The organism is Agromyces sp. NSFZ, assembly GCF_056156205.1.
On sequence record NZ_CM149585.1, the window covers coordinates 206,016 to 227,037 of the forward strand.

The 21,022-nt window shown below is 70.4% G+C and carries 25 protein-coding genes; 13 read left to right on the plus strand and 12 right to left on the minus strand.

Annotation, left to right across the window (positions count from 1 at the left end; translation table 11 throughout):
• Positions 1 to 3: 3 nt before the first annotated feature.
• The gene (locus tag ACVFI9_RS00965) at positions 4 to 426 is read right to left on the minus strand and encodes an ATP-dependent zinc protease family protein (RefSeq protein WP_474766345.1); all 423 of its coding nucleotides are present in this window, start codon (positions 424 to 426) and stop codon (positions 4 to 6) included.
• Positions 427 to 506: 80 nt separating this feature from the next.
• Here ACVFI9_RS00965 and ACVFI9_RS00970 point away from each other — a divergent pair, with 80 nt between their 5' ends.
• Entirely contained in the window at positions 507 to 1,700 is a 1,194-nt protein-coding gene (locus ACVFI9_RS00970; protein ID WP_474764182.1) for a RimK family alpha-L-glutamate ligase, read from the plus strand.
• A gap of 7 nt (positions 1,701 to 1,707) precedes the next feature.
• On the opposite strand, the gene ACVFI9_RS00975 is transcribed toward ACVFI9_RS00970, so the two are convergent.
• Entirely contained in the window at positions 1,708 to 2,142 is a 435-nt protein-coding gene (locus ACVFI9_RS00975) for a GntR family transcriptional regulator (protein ID WP_474764183.1), read from the minus strand.
• Positions 2,143 to 2,144: 2 nt separating this feature from the next.
• Entirely contained in the window at positions 2,145 to 2,582 is a 438-nt protein-coding gene (locus ACVFI9_RS00980; RefSeq protein ID WP_360510369.1) for an Lrp/AsnC family transcriptional regulator, read from the minus strand.
• Positions 2,583 to 2,740: 158 nt separating this feature from the next.
• Between ACVFI9_RS00980 and ACVFI9_RS00985 the strand changes: the two genes are divergently transcribed.
• Positions 2,741 to 3,541, plus strand: a complete 801-nt coding sequence (locus ACVFI9_RS00985) for an LLM class F420-dependent oxidoreductase (RefSeq protein WP_474764184.1) — start codon at positions 2,741 to 2,743, stop codon at positions 3,539 to 3,541.
• A gap of 13 nt (positions 3,542 to 3,554) precedes the next feature.
• Here the strand turns inward: ACVFI9_RS00985 and ACVFI9_RS00990 are convergent, their stop codons facing one another.
• Positions 3,555 to 4,367, minus strand: a complete 813-nt coding sequence (locus tag ACVFI9_RS00990) for a hypothetical protein (protein ID WP_474764185.1) — start codon at positions 4,365 to 4,367, stop codon at positions 3,555 to 3,557.
• Positions 4,368 to 4,704: 337 nt separating this feature from the next.
• Here ACVFI9_RS00990 and ddaH point away from each other — a divergent pair, with 337 nt between their 5' ends.
• Complete coding sequence (ddaH, locus tag ACVFI9_RS00995; protein WP_474764186.1) at positions 4,705 to 5,565, plus strand: dimethylargininase; 861 nt, start codon at positions 4,705 to 4,707, stop codon at positions 5,563 to 5,565.
• Positions 5,562 to 6,869, plus strand: coding sequence for an ornithine--oxo-acid transaminase (gene rocD / locus ACVFI9_RS01000; protein ID WP_474764187.1), 1,308 nt, complete (start codon positions 5,562 to 5,564; stop codon positions 6,867 to 6,869). Before ddaH ends, rocD begins: the two co-directional genes overlap by 4 nt.
• Before the next feature lie 42 nt (positions 6,870 to 6,911).
• Here the strand turns inward: rocD and ACVFI9_RS01005 are convergent, their stop codons facing one another.
• Both ACVFI9_RS01005 and ACVFI9_RS01010 read right to left on the minus strand, forming a co-directional pair.
• Entirely contained in the window at positions 6,912 to 7,646 is a 735-nt protein-coding gene (locus ACVFI9_RS01005; RefSeq protein ID WP_474764188.1) for a DUF4097 family beta strand repeat-containing protein, read from the minus strand.
• Positions 7,647 to 7,724: 78 nt separating this feature from the next.
• Complete coding sequence (locus tag ACVFI9_RS01010; protein WP_474764189.1) at positions 7,725 to 8,555, minus strand: alpha/beta fold hydrolase; 831 nt, start codon at positions 8,553 to 8,555, stop codon at positions 7,725 to 7,727.
• A gap of 197 nt (positions 8,556 to 8,752) precedes the next feature.
• Here ACVFI9_RS01010 and ACVFI9_RS01015 point away from each other — a divergent pair, with 197 nt between their 5' ends.
• Entirely contained in the window at positions 8,753 to 9,925 is a 1,173-nt protein-coding gene (locus tag ACVFI9_RS01015) for a zinc-binding dehydrogenase (protein ID WP_474764190.1), read from the plus strand.
• Complete coding sequence (locus ACVFI9_RS01020) at positions 9,903 to 10,703, plus strand: IclR family transcriptional regulator (RefSeq protein ID WP_474764191.1); 801 nt, start codon at positions 9,903 to 9,905, stop codon at positions 10,701 to 10,703. Before ACVFI9_RS01015 ends, ACVFI9_RS01020 begins: the two co-directional genes overlap by 23 nt.
• 43 nt (positions 10,704 to 10,746) lie before the next feature.
• Here the strand turns inward: ACVFI9_RS01020 and ACVFI9_RS01025 are convergent, their stop codons facing one another.
• Positions 10,747 to 11,727 (minus strand): aldo/keto reductase, encoded by a 981-nt coding sequence (locus ACVFI9_RS01025; protein WP_474764192.1) that lies wholly within the window; start codon positions 11,725 to 11,727, stop codon positions 10,747 to 10,749.
• Between the two features lie 203 nt (positions 11,728 to 11,930).
• Between ACVFI9_RS01025 and ACVFI9_RS01030 the strand changes: the two genes are divergently transcribed.
• The 7 genes from ACVFI9_RS01030 to ACVFI9_RS01060 all read left to right on the plus strand — a co-directional run bounded on the left by ACVFI9_RS01030 (position 11,931) and on the right by ACVFI9_RS01060 (position 15,781).
• The gene (locus ACVFI9_RS01030) at positions 11,931 to 12,233 is read left to right on the plus strand and encodes a putative quinol monooxygenase (RefSeq protein WP_474764193.1); all 303 of its coding nucleotides are present in this window, start codon (positions 11,931 to 11,933) and stop codon (positions 12,231 to 12,233) included.
• A 38-nt stretch (positions 12,234 to 12,271) separates the two neighbouring features.
• Entirely contained in the window at positions 12,272 to 12,748 is a 477-nt protein-coding gene (locus ACVFI9_RS01035; RefSeq protein WP_474764194.1) for an N-acetyltransferase family protein, read from the plus strand.
• A gap of 20 nt (positions 12,749 to 12,768) precedes the next feature.
• Complete coding sequence (locus tag ACVFI9_RS01040; RefSeq protein WP_474764195.1) at positions 12,769 to 13,005, plus strand: ribbon-helix-helix protein; 237 nt, start codon at positions 12,769 to 12,771, stop codon at positions 13,003 to 13,005.
• Positions 13,002 to 13,346: a type II toxin-antitoxin system PemK/MazF family toxin gene (locus ACVFI9_RS01045; protein WP_474764196.1), complete on the plus strand. Its 345-nt coding sequence runs from the start codon at positions 13,002 to 13,004 to the stop codon at positions 13,344 to 13,346. Before ACVFI9_RS01040 ends, ACVFI9_RS01045 begins: the two co-directional genes overlap by 4 nt.
• A gap of 216 nt (positions 13,347 to 13,562) precedes the next feature.
• Positions 13,563 to 14,045: a nitroreductase family protein gene (locus tag ACVFI9_RS01050; RefSeq protein WP_474764197.1), complete on the plus strand. Its 483-nt coding sequence runs from the start codon at positions 13,563 to 13,565 to the stop codon at positions 14,043 to 14,045.
• A 38-nt stretch (positions 14,046 to 14,083) separates the two neighbouring features.
• Positions 14,084 to 15,508, plus strand: coding sequence for an FAD-binding oxidoreductase (locus ACVFI9_RS01055; protein ID WP_474764198.1), 1,425 nt, complete (start codon positions 14,084 to 14,086; stop codon positions 15,506 to 15,508).
• Between the two features lie 114 nt (positions 15,509 to 15,622).
• Complete coding sequence (locus tag ACVFI9_RS01060) at positions 15,623 to 15,781, plus strand: hypothetical protein (RefSeq protein ID WP_474764199.1); 159 nt, start codon at positions 15,623 to 15,625, stop codon at positions 15,779 to 15,781.
• Here the strand turns inward: ACVFI9_RS01060 and ACVFI9_RS01065 are convergent.
• Genes ACVFI9_RS01065 through ACVFI9_RS01085 form a run of 5 tightly spaced genes read right to left on the minus strand, consistent with a single transcriptional unit; the run spans position 15,771 to position 20,875 of the window.
• Positions 15,771 to 16,943: an acyl-CoA dehydrogenase family protein gene (locus ACVFI9_RS01065; protein ID WP_474764200.1), complete on the minus strand. Its 1,173-nt coding sequence runs from the start codon at positions 16,941 to 16,943 to the stop codon at positions 15,771 to 15,773. The two genes, ACVFI9_RS01060 and ACVFI9_RS01065, sit on opposite strands and share 11 nt — an antisense overlap.
• A gap of 2 nt (positions 16,944 to 16,945) precedes the next feature.
• On the minus strand, positions 16,946 to 17,836 hold the full coding sequence (locus ACVFI9_RS01070) for an amidohydrolase family protein (RefSeq protein ID WP_474764201.1): 891 nt from the start codon (positions 17,834 to 17,836) through the stop codon (positions 16,946 to 16,948).
• On the minus strand, positions 17,833 to 19,503 hold the full coding sequence (locus tag ACVFI9_RS01075) for an AMP-binding protein (protein WP_474764202.1): 1,671 nt from the start codon (positions 19,501 to 19,503) through the stop codon (positions 17,833 to 17,835). Before ACVFI9_RS01075 ends, ACVFI9_RS01070 begins: the two co-directional genes overlap by 4 nt.
• The gene (locus ACVFI9_RS01080; protein WP_474764203.1) at positions 19,500 to 20,417 is read right to left on the minus strand and encodes an SDR family NAD(P)-dependent oxidoreductase; all 918 of its coding nucleotides are present in this window, start codon (positions 20,415 to 20,417) and stop codon (positions 19,500 to 19,502) included. Before ACVFI9_RS01080 ends, ACVFI9_RS01075 begins: the two co-directional genes overlap by 4 nt.
• Positions 20,414 to 20,875 carry a MaoC family dehydratase gene (locus tag ACVFI9_RS01085; protein ID WP_474764204.1) on the minus strand — a complete coding sequence of 154 codons (462 nt, stop codon included), beginning with the start codon at positions 20,873 to 20,875 and terminating at the stop codon, positions 20,414 to 20,416. The genes ACVFI9_RS01080 and ACVFI9_RS01085 overlap by 4 nt, the downstream gene beginning before the upstream one ends.
• Positions 20,876 to 21,022: the final 147 nt, after the last annotated feature.

Here is a 21,022-nt window from a genome sequence, read left to right on the forward strand (position 1 = left end):
GGCTCAGCGCCCGCGATTGCGACGGCGGATGCGTCCGGGCGCCCGCCCGCCCGTGAACGACTTCGCCGCATCGACCACGAAGCCCTGCCGCAGCGCCTCGCGGCCGATGAGCATGCGGAAGCCCATCTCGTCGCGGTTGGTGAGCGTCACCTCGGACTTCACGGCATGCCCGCGGAGCACCACCTCGAGGAGCACCACGATCCGCACCTCGGTGTGCCCCGAGGAACTCCGCACCGCGCGACGATCATGGATCGGCAACTCGACGACCACGGCGTCCTCATCGGTGTCCTGCCAGGGGTGCACGCCGAACCGCACGAAGTGCCTCCGACCGCGCCGGAACTCGACGATGTCGAAGGCGTGCAGCGACGAGGTGCGCGCTCCCGTGTCGATCTTCGCCTTGATCCATGGCACACCCACCCCGGGCAAGCCGACCCACTCGCGCCATCCGACGATGGTGTTTGAATGGGAGGGCTCTACCACCCGACCATCTTCGCAGGGGCAACACGATGAAACTGGCGATCCTCTCGCGCGCGCCGCACGCGTACTCCACGCAGCGGCTCCGCACGGCCGCGGAGCAGCGCGGTCACGACGTCAGGGTGCTGAACACCCTGCGCTTCGCCATCGACCTCGCCGGCCCCGAGCCCGACCTGCAGTACCGGGGTCGACCGCTCTCCGACTACGACGCGATCCTGCCGCGCATCGGCAACTCCATCACCTATTTCGGCACGGCCGTGGTGCGCCAGTTCGAGCAGATGGACGTCTACACGCCCAACACGGCGAACGGCATCACGAACGCGCGCGACAAGCTGCGCGCGAATCAGATCCTCTCGCGGCACAACATCGGCATGCCCGCCACGGCCTTCGTGCGCAACCGCGCCGACGTGCGTCCCGCCATCCAGCTCGTCGGCGGCGCGCCCGTCGTCATCAAGCTCCTCGAGGGCACGCAGGGCATCGGCGTCATCCTGGCGCCCGAGGTGAAGGTCGCCGAGGCCATCATCGAGACGCTGCACTCGACGAAGCAGAACGTGCTCATCCAGCGATTCATCGCCGAGAGCCGCGGCCGCGACATCCGTGCCCTCGTCGTCGGCGACCGCGTCGTCGCGGCCATGCGTCGTGTCGCGAGCGGCGACGAGTTCCGCTCGAACGTGCACCGAGGCGGCACGGTGGAACCGGTCGAACTCTCGCCCGAGTACGAGCAGGCGGCGGTGCGCTCGGCGCAGATCATGGGCCTCAAGGTCGCGGGCGTCGACATGCTCGAGGGCAACGAGGGCCCACTGGTGATGGAGGTGAACTCGTCGCCGGGCCTGCAGGGCATCGAGACGGCGACGAACCTCGATGTCGCGGGCGCCATCATCGACTACATCGGAGGACAGGTCGCGTTCCCCGAGATCGACGTGCGCCAGCGTCTCACCGTCTCGACCGGGTACGGCGTCGCCGAGCTCGTCGTGCACGGCGCAGCCGACCTCGTGGGCAAGACCCTCGGCGAATCGGGGCTGTGGGAGCGGGACATCACGGTGCTGACCCTGCACCGCGGCGCGAACGTGATCCCGAACCCGCGCAAGGGCGTGATGCTCGAGGCCGAGGACCGCCTCCTCTGCTTCGGCAAGCTCGAGGAGATGCGCTCCATGGTGCCCGAGCGACGCCGTCGCCGGGCGAAGGTGCGGCGCCTGCCGAAGCAGCCGATCCCCGAGGCGAGCTGAGCGAGCGTCAGCTGAGCGCGGCGTCCACGATCGCGCGAGCCTCGGATGCCCCCACCCCGAGTCGCCGCGCGAGCGCCGCATAGTCGGCGGCGGCCCGCTGCAGCTGCCGCTCACCGGGCTCGCCATGCTCGGCGACGAAGGTGCCGTTGCGTCCGCGGGTCTCGATGACCGCGTCGGCCTCGAGCGCGCGGTACGCCTTGGCGACGGTGTTCACGGCGAGCCCGAGTTCGTCGGCCAGCGCACGGACCGTGGGAAGCTTCGCGCCGACGGCGAGCCGCCCGTCGCGCACGGCCTCCACGACCTGCGTGCGCACCTGCTCGAACGGCGGGTCGGATGCCACCGGGTCGATCGTGAACCTCATGGCATCGCTCGGCGTGGACTCGCGCTCGGAAGCGGTCGGCCCCGTGGCATCCGGACCCCCCTCGGCCTGCCGGCGGGTCATCGTCAGTCCCGGTTGCGGTTCACGAGCCGCGAGAGCACGATCGCGCTGCGGGTGTGGTCGACGTTGGGGGCGATGCGGACGCGTTCGAGCGCGTCTTCGAGCGAGGTGATGTCGCGGGCGCGCATGTGCACGATCGCGTCGGCGCTGCCCGTGACGGTGCCGGCGTAGACGACCTCGGGCACCCCCTGCAGGATGCGCTGCAACTCGTCGGGAGCGACGGTGCCGCGGCAGAACAGCTCGACGTACGCCTCGGTGGACATGCCGTCGACGGCGGGGTCGACCTGGATGGTGAACGCCTTGATGACGCCGTCGGCGACGAGTCGGTCGACGCGTCGCTTGACGGCGGACGCGGAGAGGCCGACCGACGACCCGATGTCGCCGTAGCCCGCTCGCGCGTTCTGCCGGAGCAGGTCGAGGATGGCGCGGTCGAGGTTGTCCATCCTCGGAGTGTACGTCGATTCGTTGCGTTCTGACAGCGGTTGACGCCGATATCGTGCGCCGGTTCGCTGACCTTCAGCAGCGCTTCGAGTCCGAGCCCGCCCATCACTGAGCGGATGCCGCGGGCTGCACCCGCGGCATCCGCCCTAGTGTTGGACGCATGCCTCTCGATTCCCCCGTGCGCCTCGGCATCCAGTTGCAGCCCCAGCACGCCGAGTACTCCGCCATCCGCGACGCCGTGCTCCGACTCGAGGAACTCGGCGTCGACATCGCGTTCAACTGGGACCACTTCTCCCCCCTCACCGGCGATCGAGACGGCAAGCACTTCGAGGCCTGGACGATGCTCGGCGCGTGGGCCGAGCAGACCGAGCGCATCGAGTTCGGCTCGCTCGTGAGCTGCAACTCGTATCGCAACGCCGACCTGCAAGCCGACATGGCCCGCACGCTCGACCACATCAGCGCGAAGCGAGGGGTGGGCCGGTTCATCTTCGGAACCGGATCCGGCTGGTTCGAGCGCGACTACGACGAGTACGGCTACGAGTTCGGCACGCCCGGCTCGCGGTTGAACGCGCTGGCCGGCGCGCTGCCGCGCATCGAGGCCAGGTGGGCGAAGCTGAACCCGGGGCCGACACGCAGGATCCCGATCATGATCGGCGGCAAGGGCGAGCAGAAGACGCTGCGGATCGTGGCGCAGCACGCCGACATCTGGCACTCGTTCGTCGCACCCGACGACCTGCCGCACAAGCTCGACGTGCTGAGGCGCTGGGGCGACGAGGTCGGGCGCGACGTGTCGCAGATCACGGTGTCGAACGAACTCACCCGGCGTCGCGTCGATCTCGACTACGCCGACGCGCTCTACGCCGCCGGCGTTCGGCTGTTCACGCTCGGCATCTCGGGACCCGACTTCGACCTCGGCGCCGTGACCGAGTGGCTCGCGTGGCGCGACGCGAAGAACGGCTGAGCCCGGGTCGCGATCAGCTGCCCGGAATGCCGACCGGGAGCGTGACCGGTCGCCCGCCGACCTGCACGGATCCGTCGGCATACAGGGTCACCACGACCGCGCCGGCACCATCGTGCCAGAACTCGTAGCGCAGACGCCCGGCCTCGAAGCTCCCGTCGTATGTGCACGACAGGCCAATGCCCGGTTGGCCGGGCACGACGATGACCACGCACATGTCCACCGTCGATCCGGGTGACTTCGCGGCATAGACCGCGGCTCCATCCGGCATGGTCACGAGGAGCCTCAGATCCGCCGATTGCACCCACTCCTCGGGAAGTTCGAGGGCGGGGCTGTCGGCGGGCGTCGCCGGTCGATCGAAGACGTCGTAGGCGAGCGACTCGGTCACGACCGGGCCGGTGAGCACGGCGCCGACGTCGAGTGAGAGGTCCGGGGCCGATCCGGGCGCGCGGAGCTCCGGCTCCACGCTCGGCATGCGCGCGTCGAGCTGCCAGCCGACGCCCACGCCGAGGACCAGTGCCGTCGTGCCTGCGATGATCGCCCACCTGAGCGGACGAGCAGGGTCGGTGGCGGCTCGCTCGGCGAGTGCCTCCGACGCGGATGCCTCCGACGCGGACGGCTCGGGGACGGACGCCTCGGGCGCCGCGCCCGGCGGGAGCGCGACGTCGACCCCGGTCGTCGTGGCCGGGTCATCCGTCTCGGTCGCCTGATCGCGTCGCAACGACTCGAGCTCGACGAGGGCGGCCGCACGCTCGGTGTCGCTCGCCGCAGCGCCGTACGCGACGCGCTGCAGGTGTCGCATCCGTTCGTCACGGGTGGACTCGTCCATGCGACCCCCCACGGCCGCCCGGCCGTGCACCGGGTCCAGCATCAGGATGCCCCACACCGGAGTGCGGGGCAAGAGGGCCGTCCGGTACGAGCGCCCCGCGGCATCCGCTCGCCCTCGTATGCACGAATCGCCCGAATCGGCTGCGAACGCGCAGCGAAATTGCGCGTGAAGCCCGGAATGTTCCCGGCCGTTCGGTTCACACTGAGAGTGGCGTCTCGACGGCGGCGCAACCCGAACGTCGTCGTCGAGGCTCGAATGAGCGACCTGGTCCGCCGACATTGCCAACACGGCGGATGTCGCCCGACGCGACGACATCGGCCCCACGCGAAGGAGCGAGATGTCGACCGCGATCCAGACCGACGAGCAGTCGGGCACGAGGCCCGAGCGACGACCCACCGGACGCACCGTGCTGATGTGCCGTCCCGAGCACTTCACGGTCGTCTACCGCATCAACCCGTGGATGAACCCGGCCGAGCCGACCGATACGGGGGTCGCCCTCGCGCAGTGGCAGGTGCTGTACGACACCTACCTGGAGCTCGGCTACGACGTGCACCTCATCGATCCGATCCCGGGCCTGCCCGACATGGTCTACGCGGCCAACGGGGGATTCGTCATCGACGGCGTCGCCTACGGTGCGAAGTTCACCTACCCCGAGCGGCAGCCCGAGGGTCCGGCCTACATGGACTGGTTCCGGGCAGCCGGCTTCGACGTGCGCGAGCCCGACGAGATCAACGAGGGCGAGGGCGATTTCCTGCTCGTGGGCGAGACGATCCTCGCCGGCACCGGGTTTCGCAGCCACTCGCTCTCGCATGAGGAGCTCGCTCGCATCTTCGACCGCGAGGTGGTGACCCTGCGACTCGTCGACCCGAGCTTCTACCACCTCGACACCGCCATCGCGGTGCTCGACTCGACGCCCGGCCAGGAGCACATCGCCTACCTGCCGACCGCGTTCGACGCCGAGTCCCTCGCCGTGCTGCGCGAGCGATTCCCCGAGGCGATCCTCGTGAACGAGACGGATGCCGCGGTGCTCGGCCTCAACTCGTTCAGCGACGGGTACAACGTGGTCATCGCCTCGCGCGCCGTCGACTTCGAGCGGCAGTTGCGACTGCACGGCTACAACCCGATCGGCGTCGACCTGTCCGAGCTCCTGCTCGGCGGCGGCGGCGTCAAGTGCTGCACCCTGGAGCTGCGCCGATGAGCACCACCAACGCCCATGTGACGAACGACCGGGATGCGGCCGTCCGAGCCGAGGGCTCGGGTGTGGTCGGGCGTCTACGGGCGGAGCCTTCGGCTCGGACGGCCGCAGCCATCCACGCGGAGGACGAGCACGCCGCGCACAACTACCACCCGCTGCCCGTGGTCGTGGCATCCGGTGAGGGCGCATGGGTCACCGACGTCGAGGGCCGCCGCTACCTCGACTGCCTCGCGGCGTACTCCGCGGTGAACTTCGGGCATGGCGACCCGCGCCTGGTCGACGCGGCTCGCCGCCAGCTCGACCGCATCACGCTCACCAGCCGTGCCTTCCACAACGACCGGCTCGGGCCGTTCGTCACCGAGCTCGCGGCGCTCTGCGGCAAGGACATGGTGCTGCCGATGAACACCGGCGCAGAGGCCGTGGAGTCGGGCATCAAGATCGCGCGCGCCTGGGGCTACCGGGTGAAGGGCGTCGAGGCGGATGCCGCGAACATCATCGTGATGGCCGGGAACTTCCACGGGCGCACCACGACGATCATCTCGTTCAGCGACGACCCCGACGCGCGAACCGATTTCGGGCCGTATACGCCGGGATTCCACAGCGTGCCCTACGGCGATGCCGCCGCGGTGGAGGCCGCGATCGACGAGAACACCGTCGCGGTGCTCGTCGAGCCCATCCAGGGCGAGTCCGGCATCCTCGTGCCGCCCGCCGACTTCCTGCCCGAGTTGCGCCGCATCACGCGCGAGCGCGACGTGCTCCTCATCGCCGACGAGATCCAGTCGGGCCTCGGCCGCGTGGGGGCGACGTTCGCGTGCGACCTGGTGGGTGTGGTGCCCGACCTGTACCTGCTCGGCAAGGCGCTCGGCGGCGGCATCGTGCCGGTCTCCGCCGTGGTGGGTGATCGCGACGTGCTCGGCGTGATCCAGCCGGGCCAGCACGGCTCCACCTTCGGCGGCAACCCGCTCGCCGCGGCGGTGGGGCTCGAGGTCGTTCGCATGCTCGCGTCGGGCGAGCCGCAGGCGCGGGCCCGTCAGCTCGGCGCGCACCTGCACGAGCGGCTCGACGCACTCGTCGGACACGGCGTCGTCGCCGTTCGCGGCGCGGGCCTCTGGGCCGGCATCGACATCGACCCCGCGCTCGCCACCGGGCGAGAGGTCTGCGAGGCACTCATGCGTCGCGGCGTGCTCGCGAAGGACACGCACGGTTCGACCATCCGGCTCGCGCCCCCGATCGTGGTCGAGCAGGGTGACCTCGACTGGGCCGTCGACCAGCTCGAGGCGGCCCTCGCGGAGTTCCGCGGCGCGTGACACGACGAGGGGCCGGATGTCGCGGCATCCGGCCCGCTCGCGTCAGCCGCCGGTCACGGTGATCGACCCGTTCGACGTGCGCAGTTCGAGTTCGAACTCGCCGTCGGGGTCGTCGTCGACGCCGATGTCGGTGGAGCCGTTCGAGGTCTCGGCGGTCACCCGGTAGGTGCCATCGGGCACCGCGAGCTCGATCGCGCCGTTCGACGTCCGGGCCTCGACATCCTGCGCCTCACCCAGTTCGAGCTCGATGCCGCCGTTGGAGGTGCGCACGCTCACGCCGTCGCCGTTCAGGTCGCGCCCGATGACGCGCCCGTTGCTCGTCTCGGCATCGACGCCGCCCGAGACCTCCTCGAGTTCGATGCGTCCGTTCGACGTACGCACGTCGACCTCGGTGACTCCGGTGAGCTCGATGGCCCCGTTCGACGTCCGCCCGCCCACGTCGAGGCCGATGGGGCCCTCGACGGTGTAGTCGACCGAGCAGAACCGGCCGCAGCCGCCGAGCTCGAGGGTGTCGCCGTCGAGTTCGTGCGTGTCGCCGATGTCGCGGTCGCCGATGTACGAGACGGTGCGCTCGACCGTGATCTCGGTCGCGCCCTCGACACCGGTCACCCGGACACTGCCGTTGGGCTCATCGAGCTCGATGGCGGCGATATCCTCGGTCACCGTGAAGTCGTCGGTGAAGCGCTGCGGCGGGCCGATGAAGTTGCATGCGGCGAGGCCGCCGATGGTCATCGCCGTCACCGCTGCCGCGGCGGCGGCCCGAACGAACCTGTTCATGAGATCCCCCTTGCGACGATCGACCTTAGGCCCTCCATCGCGACGTCCGCATGGACGAAGGTCCCGTGTCCTTCCCCGTTACTTCGCGAGGAATGCGAGCAGCGCGGCGTTGACCTCGTCGGCGTGCGTCCAGAGCAGGCCGTGCGGGGCGCCCTCGATCTCGACGTAGTCGGCATCGGGCAGCCGCTTGCGGAACTCACGTGCGGTGACGTCGATCGGGAGGATCCGGTCGGCGGTGCCGTGCAGGATGAGGGCAGGCACGTCGACCTTCTCGATGTCGGCGCGGAAGTCGGTGAGCCAGGTGTCGACGCAGGCCGATGCCGCGTACCACGAGGCACGGGCCGCCACGTTCCAGCTGCCCCGAACCGCCTCCTCGCTGATGCGGGAGCCGAGGTTCTCGTCGAGGTTGTAGAAGTTCTCGAAGAACCCCGTGAACCAGGCGAACCGGTCGTTCACGGCCTGCGCCTCGAGGTCGCCGAAGTCGGGAGCCGCGCCGCCCGGGTTGTCGTCGGTCTGCCGCAGGTACGGCTCGAGGGAGCCGAGGAACGCGGCCTTGGCGATGCGCTCGCTGCCGTGGTTGCCGAGGTAGCGACCGACCTCGCCCGTGCCCATCGAGAAGCCCACGAGCACGACGTCGTCGAGGTCGAGCGTGTCGAGCAGGGTCTTCAGGTCGGCCGCGAACGTGTCGTAGTCGTAGCCGGTCGTCGGCTTGCCGGATGCCCCGAAGCCACGACGGTCGTAGGTGATCACGCGGTAGCCGGCCTCGAGCAGGGCCCGCGCCTGCTTCTCCCACGAGTGCCCGTCGAGCGGGTAGCCGTGGATCAGCACGACCGGCTGGCCGCTGCCGTGATCCTCGTAGTAGAGCTCGATGGGGGCGGAGTTCTCGGTTCCGACGGTGATGTACGGCATGGGCGTCCTCACTGCTCGATGACGGATGTCTCGATGACGGATGTCTCAGCGGCGCTTGGCGCCGCCCTCGCCAGTCCACCACCCGCCGACCGGCGCCCACAAGGGCGGCTGTGCTTTCATCCAGTGAACGCCCGATTGACACGAGGGCACCATGCCGGATGCTGGATCCTGTGCCGTTCGATGACGAGAGGACCCCCATGCCGACATCCCCGAGCGAGGTGCCGCGCACGATGCGCGCCGCGGTCCTGCATGACGAGGAACCGCGGCTGCGGGTCATCGACCTCGACGTGCCGGCGCCCAGGCGGGGTGAGGCGCTCGTCAAGGTCATCGCGTGCGGCGTCTGCCACACCGACCTGCACGTCGTGAAAGGTGAGGTCGCCTTCCCGCGACCGGCGGTGCTCGGCCACGAGATCAGCGGCGTCATCGTGGGCTTCGGGCCGGGCACCGACGTGCCCGAGTCGCTCGAGGTCGGCGCAACCGTGGTGGGCGCGTTCATCATGCCCTGCACCGACTGCGACGCCTGCCGCCGTGGCCGCGACGACCTGTGCGCGAACTTCTTCGCGCAGAACCGGCTGCGCGGCACGCTCTACGACGGAACCAGCCGCCTGTCGATGCCCGACGGCGGGTTCCTCGCGATGTACTCGATGGGCGGGCTCGCCGAGTACTCCGTCGTGCCGGTGTCGGCGCTGGCCCCGCTCTCGGAATCGACGGATGCCACGTCCGCGTGCATCGCCGGGTGCGCCGGTCTGACGTCCTACGGCGCGGTCAAGCGCGCGGGCCACGTGGAGGCGGGCGACTCGGTCGTGGTGGTCGGCGTCGGCGGCGTCGGCTCGAGCATCGTGCAGATGGCCGCCGCCGTCGGAGCGACCCGCATCGTGGCCGTCGACATCGCCGACGAGAAACTCGAGGGTGCGCGACGACTCGGCGCGACCGACACCGTGAACTCCCGCGAGCTCGACCCCGTCGAGGCGGTGCGCGGCATCGTCGAGGGCGGGGCGGATGTCGCGTTCGAGGCGCTCGGGCGCCCGGAGACCTTCGTGCAGGCGTCGAAGATGCTGGCCGACGGCGGACGCATGGTGGCGGTGGGCATCGCCGCCGGAGCGGCGACGGCGCCGATCGAGATCACCCCACTGGTGCGGCGCGGCTACACGATCACCGGGTCGTTCGGCGGGCGGACCCGCTCCGACCTGCCGGAGGTCATCGACCTCATCGAGTCGGGCGCGTTCGACGCCGAGGGCCTCATCACGCGGCGCTACTCGCTGGAGGAGGTCGACGACGCCTATCAGGCGCTGGCCCGCGGCGAGATCACCGGCCGCGCGATCATCGTGATGGAGGATGATGGGAAGCGTGACGACGGAGCACGTCGATGAGGTTCCCGATGGAGGCGCATCTCGATCGGTGATCGACCGCGCCTTCGCCATCCTCGGCACGTTCCAGGGCGGCCGGGTGCGACAGTCGCTCTCCGACATCAGCCGTCGCACGGGCCTGCCGATCGCGACCTGCTATCGCATCGTGCAGCGGCTCGTCGAGTGGGGTGCGCTCGAGCGCGATGGCGAGGGTCGATACCGCGTGGGCCTTCGGCTCTGGGAGCTGGCGTCGCTCGCACCGCGTTCCGTCGGGCTGCAGCGGCTCGCGCGGCCGTACATGCAGGACCTCTACGAGACCACCGGGTACGCGTCCCACCTCGCGATCCGCGAGGGCCGGGAGCTCGTGTCGATCGAGCGGTTCCAGAGCCCGCGACGATCGGTGCGGCGTCCGCTGGTCGGCGCCCGCTACCCGTTGCACGCCACCGCGATCGGGCAGGTGCTGCTCGCGCACGCTCCGCCCGAGGTGCAGGAGGAGGTGCTGTCGGGGGAGCTCGAGGCCTTCACGCCGCGCACGTACACCGATCGCGAGACGCTCGAACGCCTGCTCAGGGACATCCGCCACATCGGCTACGCGGTCAGCGACCGCCAGGTCGACGACGTGCACATCGGGGTGGCGGCCCCGGTGCGCGACGCGAACCACACGGTCATCGCCGCGATCTCGCTGGCCCTCACCGAGAAAGACGTCGACGGCAAGAACATGATCCACCTCGTGCGCGTCACCGCGGCATCGATCTCGCGCACGCTCGAGGCCGCCGGCTACGTGGAGGAACAGGCCGACTGAGCAGCCGTCGGGCAACGGCCCGTCCTCGTACCGCCCGCCGGCTTCAGGCGAAGCCCTCGGGATTGCGCGGGCGATACGGCGCCTCGAGGCGCTCGACCTCATCGGAGGTCAGTTCCAGTTCGAGCGCGGCGACGGCGTCCTCCAGGTGCTCGGGCTTGGTGACACCGATGATCGGGGCCGACACCACGGGCTTCGCGAAGTGCCACGCCAGGGCGACCCGGGCCCTCGAGACGCCGCGCTCGTCCGCGATCTCGCCGACGGCCGCGGCGATGGCGCGGTCGGACTCCTCGTCCTGGCGGTAGAGGTTCGCGCCGGTCGCGTCGAGCTCGAGCCGCGGGCTCGGCGCACCGTATTCGCGGGCAAGGCGACCGCGCGCGAGCGGGCTCCATGGGATGACGCCGACGCCTTGGTCGACGCAGAACGGATGCATCTCGCGCTCCTCCTCGCGCATGAGCAGGTTGTACTGGTCCTGCATGGAGACGAAGCGGGTCCAACCGTGGAGGTCGGCGGTGTACTGCATCTTCGCGAACTGCCACGCGTGCATCGAGGATGCCCCGAGATAGCGCACCTTCCCCGAGGCGACCACGTCGTGCAACGCCCGCATGGTCTCCTCGATGGGTGTGCGGTGGTCGAGGCGGTGGATCTGGTAGAGGTCGATGTAGTCGGTGCCGAGGCGACGGAGGGAGTCGTCCACCTGCGTCATGATGGCGCCGCGGGAGAGACCGGCGTCGTTCGGCCCCGAGCCCATCGGCATGCCGAGCTTCGTCGCGATGACGACCTGGTCGCGGCGCGTGAACTCGCGGATCAACTGTCCCGTGATCTCCTCGCTCGAGCCGAGGGAGTACACGTTGGCCGTGTCGAAGACCGAGATGCCCGCCTCGACCGCCGCCCGGAAGAACGGGCGCGAGTCGTCGAGGCCGAGCGACCAGCCGTGCGCACCGCGGTCGGGCTCGCCGTACGACATGCAACCGAGTATGAGGCGCGAGATGCGCAGGCCGCTCGCGCCGAGGGTCGTGTATCGCATGCAGGCTCCAGTGTCGGCGGTGGCGCCCGACGGGTGGGCGCGCCCTCGCGGGTCGGGGGCGCCTGCGATGGTGGCAGACGACCGGATCGCGGTCCAGCGGCTTTCCACTGCGTGGTGGACCGCTGGTGCGTCCGGCGAGTGCTGAGCTATGGTCCGAGGGCGCACATCGCGAGTCGACGGATGCCGCGCACCGAGGAGGCACCGTGGCACACATCGCGATCGTCGAGTTCCGCATGGATCCGGCTCGACTCGAGGAGGCGCGAGCCGTCGTGGCGGACCTGCTCGAGGACACCCGGGCCTTCCCCGGATTCGAGCGGCTCGAATGGCTCGTGAACCGCGAGGACCCGGCACACTGGACCCTGTACGAGACGTGGGCGTCATGGGAGGACGAGCAGGCGTATCGCGGCTTCCGGGCGGGGGAGGGCGCCGTACCCGGCCTCGCCGAACTGCTCGCCGCGCGGCCGACGCTCGTGCGGTACGAGGCGCACGAGTCGTACGTCGCGTGACCGTCGCAGCCGTCGCGAGTGCGTGTCAGGATGGCTCGATGACGACCGTGACGATTCGTCCCATGACGCAGGACGAGTTCGATGCCTGGCAGTCCGAGCTCGCGGAGCAGTACGCCGCGGAGCAGATCGCCGCCGGGCGATGGCCCGAGGCGGGCGCGGTACAGCGAGCCCGTGACGAGAACGCGCAACTCCTGCCCGAGGGACTCGCAACGGCGCGCATGCTCATGCTCCGTGGACTCGATGCCGACGGCGAGCCGGTCGGCCGCGCCTGGGTGAGTCTCGACCACCCCCGCGGGGCACCGGATGTCGCATTCCTCTACGACATCGAGATCCTCGAGACCAGGCGCGGGGCCGGCTTCGGTCGCGCGCTCCTGTCCGCGGTGGAGGAGGCGACTCGGCAGGCGGGCGCCGCCGCCCTCGAGCTGAACGTCTTCGGGAGCAACGCCACCGCCGTCGGCCTGTACACCTCCGCCGGGTATGGAATCGTCACGCAGCAGATGCGGAAGGCCCTCTGACACGTCGGTATACTTCGAGTATGACCACGACGATCAAGGTGAGCGACGAGCTTCGCGACCGCTTGAAGGAGCAGGCCGCGCGAGACGGGCTCACGCTCGGCGCGCACCTTGCTCGCCTCGCGGATGCCGAAGATCGCAGGCGGCGACTGAGCCTGTTGAAGGCAGCCATCGCCCGTTCCACCCCTGCAGATGCCGAAACGCATGCGGCTGAGTCCGCCGAGTGGGAGCGAACCGAACTGACTGACACCGACTCGTGACGGGGCCGGAACTCGGCCCGGGCCTCGTCGCCTGGGCCGCTCTCGAGCCGGTGCGCGGTCGGGAGCAGGGCGGGCATCGACCGGTTCTCGTCATCGCCTCTGACGGATATCTGGACGCCGTCACCACCCTCGTCATCGCGTTGCCGATCACGACGACCGACCGTGGATGGCCGAATCACGTCCGGGTCGCCGGGCCCAGCGGGCTCGACCAGCCGTCCTGGATCATGACGGAGCAGCCGCGTACCCTCTCCCGCGACCGCCTGACGCGAGTGACGGGTCAGGTCTCGACGGAGTGTCTCGCATCGGTCCGATCGTGGCTCGGCGACTTCCTCGATCTCTGACGGTCGGCACGGCATCGGCTCGCGGGCTGCACCTCGACATCACGGCGGGTCCGGAGACCACGTTCGACCTGCGAGGCAGGTTCACCACTGGTGAAGAGCCGGAATAGCTCCCGTCGAGCCGCGGTTGCCGACTGTGTGACCGCCGGCGCCCATGTCCTGCCCCACGCGTTCGCACGGGACCGCTACAGCCCCGTGCGATTCGACGCGGGGCACACCGTGTCGAGTGGAGAGGTCGACCTCCTGCTCGAGGCGGCAGGCCGTGCCCCGTCGGCCGGCAACTCGCAGCCGTGGTCGTTCATCGTGGGGCGGCGCGGCGACCGCGTCCACCGGCGGCTCGTCGCCCATCTCGCGCGGAGCTCGACGAGATGGGCCCCCGATGCGAGCCTCCTCGTCGCCAACCTCGCGCATCGATTCGTCGAGGACAGCGACCTGGAGTACTCCGAGTTCGCGCAGTACGACCTCGGACAGGCGGCCGCCCACATGACCTTCCAGGCCCACGCGATGGGGCTCTTCGTCCACCAGTTCCGCGCCTTCGACCGCGACGGCGTCACGCTCGAGTTCGGGATCCCCGAGCACTGGGAGGTCACCACCATGGCGGCGATCGGCATGCCTGTGGGGGGAGGGCGGGACGAGCCGGGGCCCGGCACGAGCGACGAGCGACACCCGCTCGAGGAGATCACCTGGGAGCGGGCCCGTTGAGGCCCGGCCGGGCCGGCGAGCCACGGGGGAGGATCTCGATGGAGATCGAGGCAGTGCGCGGGCTCCGCGCCGACCTCGACGGCGAAGTGCTGCTGGGCGAGGTTCCCGGATATGCCGAGGCGATCCGCACCTTCAACGGCCGCTACCGCGAGGTGCGCCCCGCCATCGTCGTGCAGTGCGCTTCCAGTCGCGACGTCGTCACCGGGCTTGCCTTCGCCCGGCAGCACGGCATGCCCGTCGCGATCCGAAGCGGCGGTCACAGCTTCGCCGGCCGGTCGACGACCCCCGGAATCGTGATCGACACCAGTCGCATGCACAGCATCGCCGTCGATGGGAACCGGGTCATCGTCGGCGCCGGAGCCCAGCTCGGCTCCATCTCCGACGCCCTGATCCCGCTCGGCCTGACCATCGCAGGCGGCACCTGCCCGACGGTCGGGATCGCCGGGCTCGCGCTCGGCGGAGGGCTCGGCATCCTGGGTCGCCGTTGGGGAGTCACCAGCGACCGACTCATCGCGGCCGAGGCCGTCCTCGCGGACGGCACCATCGTCACGTGCGACGCGCACCAGTACGCCGACCTGTTCTGGGCGCTTCGGGGCGGCGGTACCGTCGGACTCGCCGTGGTCACCAGCCTCACCTTCGACGCGGTACCCGTACCCGAGCACGCGGTCGACTTCCACGCGCGGTGGCCGATCGCCGCCGCCTCGAACGCCGTTTCCGCATGGCAGCGGTGGGCGCCCGAGCAGCCCGATGCCCTTGCCGCCAGCCTGAAGGTGACCGTGCCTGCTGGTGCAGAGCCGCAGGTCGACCTCTACGCCACGTGGTTCGGCGACCCGGGCGAAGCAGGGACTCGGATGCACCGATTCGCTCGGGAGCTCGGCGAGCCGGATGTCGCCGCCGCGGGCATCGAGGTGGCGGTGACCGACTACCGCGGCGCGACGCGGTTCTGGGCCGACCTCGGCCGGCCTCCTGCCGAGACCGGAGCCGCGGAGGATGACTCGCCCGCAACGGCACCGACACCGGAGCTCCTGTACTCGACGTCGCAGTACTTCGACCGCCCGATGCCGTCACGCACCAGCGCTCGGCTTCTCGAGGTGCTGACCGGTGACCGGCACGGCGAGCACGCGAGCGAGCTCGACTTCATGCCGTGGGGCGGCGCCTACAATCGCACCGCCGCCACGGACACGGCCTTCGTCCACCGCGACGCCGCCTTCCTCCTGAAACTGACGACCACGCTTCCGCTGCACGCATCCACGGAGGCGCAGGATGCCGCATCGGAGCACCTGGAGCGCATGGCTGCCGCGACGCGCGCTGCGAGCACCGGACGGGGATTCCAGAACTTCGCCGATTCCGACCGGCTGCTCGACGCCGAGGCGTACTACGGGACCAACCTGCCACGGTTGCGGGACATCCGGGCGCAGTACGACCCCCGCGGCCTGCTCTCGCAGGGGCATCCGCTCGATTGAATCCGCTCGCGAGCGCTCAGCTCTCGTCGAGCAGTTCCAGCAGACGGGTCGTCGTGCGCCAGGTGCGCACCGTCTCATCTGCTGGTCGCCGCCGATGCGCGCACCGATCCGCGGGTGCGCACCGAGGCGAACAGCTGGATCGACACCGCGGTGACGCTGGGGGCGGCACTCGGCGCCGCGGTGTTCGGCGGGCTCACGGATGCGGCCGCACCGGGCCTCGCACTCGCGATCAGTGCCATCGTCCCCGCGGTGATCCGGAACCTCAGCGCGTGAACGCGCTCAGCCCGGTGATGGCCCGCCCGACGATGAGCGAGTTGATCTCGTGCGTGCCCTCGAACGTGTACAGCGCCTCGCAGTCGGCGAAGTATCGGGCCACGTCGTGGTCGACACGGATCCCCTCGGCGCCGCAGATCTCGCGGCCGAGCGCGACGGTCTCGCGGGCTCGGTCGGCCGCCCACGTCTTGGTCAGCGCGGCATGCTCGTCGCCCAACGGCCCGCGTTCGGCGAGCTCCGTGAGCCGCACCGCCATCGCGAGCGTCGCGGTCGCGTTGCCGAGCATGCGCGCGAGCTTCTCCTGGATGAGCTGGAACCCCGCGATGGGTCGCCCGAACTGCTCACGGCGGAGCGCGTACGCGAGCGCCGCCTCGTAGGCGCCCGTCTGCAGGCCGGCGGCATTCCACCCGATCACGAACCGCAGCTTCGCGAGGATGGCCGACATGTCCCGGAACGACTCGATGCGCTGCAGGCGATCCGACTCGGGGACCCGCACGTCGTCGAGCACGATGTCGCCGTTGCGCACCATGCGCAGGCTGATCTTGCCGCCGATGTCGGTGACGGTCACGCCCGGCGCCTCGCGTGGCACGAGGAACGCCTTGGCCCGTCCGTCGGCGGCGTCCTTCGCAACGACGAGGATCACGTCCGACAGTGCGGCGTTGCCGATCCACCGCTTGTGTCCCGTGATCCGCCAGGTGCCGCCCTCGCGCGTGGCGGTCGTCTCGAGGCCGCCCGCGACATCCGACCCGTGCTGGGGTTCGGTGAGGGCGAAGCATCCGCTCAACTCGAACGACGGGATCAGCGGATCCCACTTCGCCACCTGCTCCGGCGACCCGCCCTCGCGCACGACGGTGCGGAACATGCCGACCTGGCCGCCGTAGAGCGTGCCGATCGACGTGTCGAAGCGCGCGAACTCGAAGTGCTTGAAGCCGAGGTAGATCGCACTCGGACGGCCGTCGTCGCCGAGCAGCGCAGGATCGTCCTCCAGGCGCAGCGCGGCGAGCTCGGCGCGCAGGTGCGCCGGCGACTCGCCACGCTCCCACCACTCGGTGAGGTGCGGGCGGGCGCGCTCCTCCAGCAGGTCTCGGAGCGACTGCAGCTTCGCGTGCTCGACGTCGGAGAGGAGCTCGGTGTAGCCGAACAGGTCGGTCGGCGCAGCCATGCTCATTCGCCGAGCCCCAGCAATCGCACCGCGTTCTGCTTCAGGATGAGCTGCCGGACCTCGCCGTCGAGCTCGAGTCCGTCGAAATCGCCCAGCCACCGCTCGGGCGTGAGGGCCGGGAAGTCCGTGCCGAAGAGCACCTTGTGCTTGAGGTACGTGCGTGCCGCGCGCACGAGCGACGGCGCGAAGTACTTCGGCGACCAGCCCGACAGGTCGATCCACGTGTTCGCCTTGTGGGTTGCGACCGACAGCGCTTCGTCCTGCCACGGCACGCTCGGGTGCGCCATCACGACCTGGAGGTCCGGATGCCGCGCCGCGACGTCGTCGAGCAGCATCGGGTTCGACAGCGACAGGCGGAACCCCCACCCGCCGGGAAGGCCCGCGCCTGCGCCGGTCTGCCCGGTGTGCACGATGATCGGCAGGCCGAGCTCCTCGATGGCGGTGAACAGCGGCGTGTACTCGGGCGACGACGGGTCGAACGCCTGCACGGTCGGGTGGAACTTGAAGCCGCGGACGCCGAGCTCGAGCGCCTGGCGCCGAGCCTCCTCGACGGCGGCCTCGCCCTGCAGCGGGTCGACGCTTCCGAACGGGATGAGCACGTCGGCGTTGCGCTTCGCCCCCTCGACGAGGTCGTCGACGCTGTTGGGCGCGTGGCCGAGGTTCGTGGTCGCGTCGACCGTGAAGACCACCGCGCCGATCCGCCGCTCCCGGAAGTACTCCGCGGTCTGGTCGACGCTGCGCGGCCCGTGGCTGCTCTTGAAGTACGCCGCCATCGCCTGCGACAACGCGGGGGGCGAGGCGGTGCGGCCCGAGCCGTCGATCTGCACGTGCACATGCAGATCGATCGCAGTCAGCTTGTCGAGGTCGAATCCCGGCCAGTCGCCCACGCTCATCCGCCCAGTCCCGCCGGTTCGCGGGGGGCCGCTTCGCGCGGGGCCGCTTCGCGATCGGTCGCTTGCCGCGACGCGAGTTCGGCGGCGGCATCCGCCTTCATCCGTTCGAGCTCGACCTTGCCCGTGGGGGTGCGCTCGAGCGAGTCGCGAACGAACACGTGGCGCGGCTTCTTGTAGCCGGCCAGGCGCTCGTCGAGGTGGGCGAGCAGCTCGGGGATGTCGATCGTCATGCCGGGTGTGGGTGCGAGGGTGGCGCTCACCACCTCGCCGAAGCGCGGGTGCGGCATGCCGTAGACGACGGCGTCGTCGACGGCCGGATGCTCCAGCAGCGCGTGCTCGACCTCGGCGGGGAACACCTTCTCGCCGCCCGTGTTCACGACGGCGCTGAGCCGGCCGAGCAGTTCGATCGAGCCGTCACCGCGTGCCCTGGCCCAGTCGCCCGGCATCACGTACCGATGGCCGCGGATGGTCGGGAAGTTCTCGGCCGTCTTCTCGGGGTCGCCGTAGTAGCCGGCGGGCAGGATGCCTCGGAAGGCGAGGATCCCGAGGGCACCCGCCTCGGCCTGGATCTCGTTGAGTTCCTCGTCGAGCAGCACCGTGCCCGGCGTGATGACGAATCTGGCCGGCAGGTCGTCGACGCTCCTCGTGATGCCGAAGGCGTACGGGCCGCCCTCGGAGGAGGCCAGCATGTCGACGATCGTGAGGTCGCCGAGCTGGTGCAGACGCCGCTTGACGTCGTCGCTGAATCGCATTCCCGAGCTGAAGATCGACTCGACGTGCGGCAATCCGACGCGCGAGCGTTCGGCGGCCTCTGCGAGCGGCAGGCCGAGGGCGTCGCCCGCGACGATGAGGCGGCTCGCCCGGTGCTCCGTCGCCAGCCGCAGTGCCTCGTCGATGTCCATGCGGGGCGCCGCATGGAGCACGACGGTACCGCCGAGCGCGAGCGTGCCCATGGTCGTCGACTGGGCGGTTCCGTGCATGAGCGGGGTGAGGGGGAGCGTGACCACGCGTGGCGTCGAAGGGTCGACCGCGATGCGGATCGCTCCCTCGACGTCGTCGGGAGGGGTGATGCCGATGACCCCCCACGTCGACTGCTGTCGGGCCACGAGCAGGGTGTCCAGGTCCCAGACGACCGCCTTCGGCATGCCGGTGGTGCCGCCGGTGTAGAGCCGGAGGTCGGCGCCGCGGGGTGCGGCGGCCGGCATCGTGCCGCCCGCCGCGATGAGGTCGTCGTAGCGCACGGCGCCGGGCAGGGGTTCGCCGCCGTCGTCGACGGTGATGAGGCCGACCGGCGGTTCGAGGCCCGCGGCGGCATCGTGGGCGATCGCGCCGAGCGAGGTCGGCGCGAGCAGCACCTTGGAGCCCGAATCGACGAGGAGCGCCCGCACCTCCCCCGCCCGGTACCGGTAGTTGATCGCAACCGGAGCGACGCCGATCGAGAGGCACGCCCACATGAAGGTGAGGTACTCGGGCCGGTTGTACAGCAGCATGGCCGCGGCATCCCCGAGTCGAAGACCGCGCTCGGTGAGGTACCGGGCGAGGGCGCCGGCCTCCGCGGCGAACCGGGCGTACGTGACGGTGTCGTCGCGGGTGATGATCGCGAGCCGCTCGGGGTCATCGCGGGCGATCCCCTGCCAGAGATCGCTGTAGTGGGGTGCGGCCGTCACTGGTCTCCTCCGTTGCGGGCGGGCGGCCCAGAGGGCTGGGCGCGGGAAGCGAAGCTGGTACGCCAGGCGGCGCCGATGCCGTCGGCGCTCCACCCGCCGTCGGCGTACTCGACCGCGAGCTCGGCCGGGTGGGAGTACAGGGTGAGCTTGTCGCCGCCGATGCCGATCGCCTGGCCCGTGACCTCCTGCGAATCGTCGGAGGCGAGCCAGACGATGAGCGGGGCGACATCCTCCGGCGTCCCGAGGGCGTTGTCGTGACGATACCGTGCCGGGATCGGCTCGCCGGCCAGGTACCGCTCGTAGACCTCCTGGTACTTGGGGATCGTCGCCGTCATCGGGGACAGCGCGACGGGCACGACCGCGTTCGCGGTGATTCCCGCGCGTGCGAGCTCCAGCGACCAGGTGCGGGCCATCGCCACGACTCCGGCCTTCACCGCGGCGTAGTTGGTCTGCCCGAAGCTGCCGAACTGCCCGGCCGGCGACCCGATGACGATGATGCGTCCGCCCTCGCCCTGCTCGCGCAGGTAGCTCGCGGCCGCACGACCGCAGGTGAAGGCGCCGCGCAGGTGGGTCGAGACCACGGCGTCGAAGTCGTCGTCGCTCATCTTCCAGAGCACGCGGTCGCGCAGCACTCCGGCGTTCGCGACCAGCACGTCGAGGCGGCCGAACGACTCATGGGCCGCGTCGACGAGCGCCTGGGCGGTCTCGGCCGATCCGACGGCGCCGATCGACGCGACCGCGCGGCCACCCGCGCCCGTGATCCGCTCGACGGTCGCGGCGGCGCTCGCTTCGTCGACGTCGTTCACCACCACGGCGGCCCCGGCGTCGGCCAGCGCGATCGCGTACGCCTGGCCGAGGCTCCGACCCGCGCCCGTGACGATCGCCACGCGGCCGTCGAGGCGCCCCGCGCTCATCGGTAGTGCCTCAGGACGAGCTCCGCAACGCACGCCGGCTTCTCGGCGCCCTCGACCTCGAAGGTCAGGGGAAGCTCGACCTGCCAGCCCCCGTCGACCTCGGTCACGGACTTCACGACACCCCGCACCCGGATGCGCGCACCCGACGGCACCGCGTTCGGGAACCGGATCTTGTTGAACCCGTACACGATGCCCATGCTCGCGCCCTGCACCCGGTAGATCTCGCGCAGGTGGCGCACCACCATGCTGAGCGTGAGCATCCCGTGCGCGATGGTCCCGCCGTACGGCGACCTCGCGGCGGCCTCGGCGTCGACGTGGATCGGGTTGTCGTCGCCCGAGAGGTCCGCGTAGCGATCGATGTCGTCCTGCGTGATCTCCCGCCACGACGACGGTCCGAGCTCTCGGCCGGCCAGGCTGGTGATGTCGTCGATCGTCGAGATCGCGGGTGTTACGGTCATGCTCACTCCTCACGCGCGCCGGCGTCCTCGCCGATCGCGACATCCGAAAGCCTCTCGTGCTTCGGCCCCGTTCGACAGGAGTCTTTTCATCCAGTGAAAGTGGCACTGTGGCCCGCGAATCGGCGCGTGTCATCCTGTCGCCAGATT